This is a genomic window from Methanococcoides sp. (assembly GCF_030594565.1).
Classification (GTDB): Archaea; Halobacteriota; Methanosarcinia; order Methanosarcinales; family Methanosarcinaceae; genus Methanococcoides; species Methanococcoides seepicolus.
In genome coordinates this window covers 1-3,801 of the sequence record NZ_JAUVEY010000170.1, presented here as the reverse complement: position 1 = coordinate 3,801, position 3,801 = coordinate 1, and the positions used below count along the sequence as shown (strand labels likewise).

Here is a 3,801-nt window from a genome sequence, read left to right as displayed (position 1 = left end):
CAGGCCTAAACCAAACGGGCTTGAGCTTACACTTATCGAAGCTGTATATCTGGCATACCGCGGGAAGATAGAAGTGGAACATGAAGGAAAGGTACTGGATTTTTCAGGTCTTTTCAAGGTAGCTTCCATCTTGCAGCCATCCTTCGAGCTTAAATATATCGTTTACAAGGACCTGAGAGAGCGAGGATTCTACGTCCAGCCCGGTGTGACCGATTTCCGCGTATATCCACGTGGCAGTCATCCCGGAAAGGGAGCCGCAAAACAGTTCGTCTATGTAAGGTCGGAGAGGGCACCAATGCCACTTAGAGACCTGCTACGTTCCCTTGCAGCAGCAGAGAACGTCAGGAAGCAGATGATACTCGCCATTGTGGACGAAGAGAGTGACATTACGTTCTACGATGTGAAAAGGCCACGTTTAAAAGGTGAGATGAAGGAGCCTCTTTATCCGAATATCAATGTAGATGCCACTTTCCTTGAGGACAGGGTTGTCGTATGGGATGAGGACGCTTCGAACACCCTTTTTGAGAACGGCTTTTATGGGAAACCCCTTGATAGTCAGAGATTGCAGCTTTCCCTTGTTGAATCCCGATACCTCCTTGAGAAAGGTGTCCTCAATATCAACAACAGGCAGAATGAATATCTGGATGTGGATGCTTTTTCAAAGATGGCTTCGGAAATTGAACCTGAGTTCAATATAAAGAGCAGTGTTTACACAGATCTTCGAGATGAAGGGGTCGTGCCAAAGACAGGTTTCAAGTTCGGCAGTCACTTCCGCGTTTATACACAGGTGGAATCGCCAACGAAGATACCGCATTCCGAATATCTCATACATTCGATACCATTGGACCATGAGTTTACACTACCGGTCATGTCAAGGGCCATAAGGCTTGCAAATAGTGTAAGAAAGAGGATGCTCTATGCGATTCCCACAGACGAAGGTGTCGATTACATCGATATTGGAAGAGTAAAGATGTGATGTTTGTCGGAATGAAAAACATTTATTAAGGATATTCCTGATTTTCCATTATGGAAACACTCTACCTTAAAGACTGTCAGATAAAAGAGTTCGAGGCTAATGTCCTCGATGTGACCGATGATAGATTCGTTGTCCTTGACAGGACGGCTTTCTATCCCAATTCAGGAGGACAGCCGCATGATACCGGGAAACTGGTATGTGACGGCAAAGAGTATACCGTCATATTTGTGGATAAATTTGACGGAAAGATAGGTCACGAGGTCTCAGAGGCCGGATTGAAGGCCGGAGATAAAGTAAAAGGTAATATTGACTGGGACAGACGAAGCCTTTTCATGAAATATCACACTGCTGCCCATATTCTCAGTGCTATAATCCATAATGAGACCGGTGCGAAGATATCCGGTAATCAGATCGCAGAAGAGAAGACAAGAGTTGATTTTAATCTTGAGGACTTCGACAGGGAGCTTATAGGCTCTTATGAAGCGAAGGTCAATGAGATCATAGACCGGAACATCGACTTAGTGATAGATATCCTTCCGAGGGATGAAGCATTGAAGATACCTTCAGTGGTGAAGCTCAAGGACGCATTCCCGCCGGAAATAGAAGAAATAAGAGTTATACGGATACCTGATGTCGATGACCAGGCATGTGGTGGGACCCATGTTTCAAATACGGCCGAGATACCACATATTGAGATATTCAAGGCCGAGAATAAAGGGAAGAATAACAGGAGGATCTATTTCAGATTCTCCTGATCTTTTTTTGAACAATTCTTTTATATCTATCCTTATGCTGGCCGCTTTGATCGCTGCTGTCATTCTCTTCAAAGTACCTTCTCGTCAGCAACACAAGACTTGAGCCGATGAGTATTGCCAGGAAGAACGCGATCAATGTTCCTTCAAATGTGAGATCTTGCCAGGAGTGTACGGATACCCACATACCGCTGCGTGTCACGAAGGTAGCGAATATTACCAGTATGAACGAAACTATTGCCAGCATTGGAGCAAGGAAACGATATTCTCCATAACGGACCCTTGTTGCCGAATGCAGGAATGCGGTTGCTGTTATCCAGGGTATAAGGGAAGATGTCTCGACAGGGTCCCAGGACCAGTACCATGCTCCCCATCCGAGAACCTCATATGCCCAAAATCCACCAAGACCGATACCTGCTGTGAGGAAAAGCCATGCCAGACGCATCCAGTTCCTTGTCAGCTTCATCCACCTGTCGTCATCGATAAGCAATGCTGCAAATGCTGCTGCGAAGGGTATAGTGAATGCGGCATATCCCAGGAACAGTATTGGGGGATGGACTGCCATCCAGGGGTTCCTGAGAAGTGGGTTCATCCCCTGACCATCGATAAGATGATATACCGCAACAAAAGGATTCCAGTTGGAGGTCTCGATAGCTCCTCCGAAAACAGCGTAATAGGTCTCGAAGGGATTCTTCAATACCAGAAGAAGGAGGAAGAAAGCTACTATTGTGAGACAGACCGCCCTTGTGATATCCATTAACTTCGTATCCGTAAGCTGTTTCGTCTGTCCTGTATACTGAATTACCAGAAGGATGATGAGAGTGAACCATGTCCAGAGCAGGAACGAACCTTCCTGACCTGCCCAGAGGGCAGAAAAGCGATAGAACCATTCAAGGTCTATGCTGGAATGAAGATAGACATAGACATAGGATGCCGATACTGTGAACAGATAATAGGTCAGCAATATGATTGCAAATGTTGTTAGAACGGTACACCATAGCTCGAACTGTTTTGATCGGGAAATTAAGCGCTCATCGTTTCGCAAAAGACCGATAATAGCCAGACCTGCTGAACCTGTACCGAGAATGAAGGCCAACCAGATAGATATCATTCCGAAATTCATTTTTTAGCCCCCTTACGAACCTTAGAGCCGTTATTTTGTTTTCCATTAAGAGGTCTTTCTGCTTTTGGGCTGCTGTTTTCAAGTGAACGGTCCACAAGCACAAGAGAGATGATACCGGCAATCATAAGGAAAAGACCACCCCAGATGAATGTTATGAACGGGACTGTCCGGACATACAGACTGACCTCACCACTGCTTTCATTCAATGCCTTTGGAGCTATGAACAACTCTTCAAAGACACCCCGGTCAACATAGGTGGTAGTGAATGTCTGACCCCATTTGAAGTCGGTTATGTATTTGACCTGACCACTATCAAAATAAGCACCTTTCTTATAGACATCGAAGGTAACGTGGGTTGCGTAGGAAGACCCAGGATATTGCTTGTATGGAGAACCCTCGAAAACAGAATGCATGTCTGTTACGGAAACTATGTAGTTCTGCCCTTCGAAATGTCCGGGATAGTCCATGGTTACAATATCAGAACCTTCCACCTGCATGTTCGAACTGGCAACAATGCCTATGAGAATGAAAAGAATGCCAAGATGTATCACATGAGCACTTATGCCTTTGAGCTTCAGTATCCATGATCCACGTTCCATTGCCATGTACATCTTATAGAATGTGGCTACAACCGCCATTCCTGTTAATGGAACTGTGACATCAAGCGGAAGGTTCCCAAAGGGTGAGATGAAAGCGAACACCAGAGATAGGAGAACAGTAAGACCTGTAACTAAGAGAGCCTTCTTTGCACCGAAGTAACCATAAAGCAGACCTGTGGTGAGCAGTACGACCAATGCTGCTGTCGGTATTGCACTCCTGTCATTGAAATATTCAGCACCCATGCTTATCTCATTACCGGTGGTGAGCTTCACGACAAGTGGTGTCAGCATCCCCAGAGTGATGAGAGCAGCAAGCAGAAGCATTGTCAGCACACTTGCCAACATGATGTT

The 3,801-nt window shown here is 45.5% G+C and carries 4 protein-coding genes; 2 read left to right on the top strand and 2 right to left on the bottom strand.

Annotated features, from left to right (window positions below):
* Together endA and alaXM are read left to right on the top strand one after the other, a co-directional pair.
* On the top strand, positions 1 to 976 hold a 976-nt coding region (gene endA, locus QAS77_RS10940), incomplete at its 5' end, for a tRNA-intron lyase (protein ID WP_305065553.1).
* A gap of 50 nt (positions 977 to 1,026) precedes the next feature.
* On the top strand, positions 1,027 to 1,731 hold the full coding sequence (gene alaXM, locus QAS77_RS10935) for an alanyl-tRNA editing protein AlaXM (RefSeq protein ID WP_305065551.1): 705 nt from the start codon (positions 1,027 to 1,029) through the stop codon (positions 1,729 to 1,731).
* Here alaXM and ccsA read toward each other — a convergent pair.
* Positions 1,718 to 2,851, bottom strand: a complete 1,134-nt coding sequence (ccsA, locus tag QAS77_RS10930) for a cytochrome c biogenesis protein CcsA (RefSeq protein ID WP_305065549.1) — start codon at positions 2,849 to 2,851, stop codon at positions 1,718 to 1,720. The two genes, alaXM and ccsA, sit on opposite strands and share 14 nt — an antisense overlap.
* A partial coding sequence (locus tag QAS77_RS10925) for a cytochrome c-type biogenesis CcmF C-terminal domain-containing protein (RefSeq protein WP_305065547.1) occupies positions 2,848 to 3,801 on the bottom strand: 954 nt, incomplete at its 5' end. The genes QAS77_RS10925 and ccsA, both read right to left, overlap by 4 nt.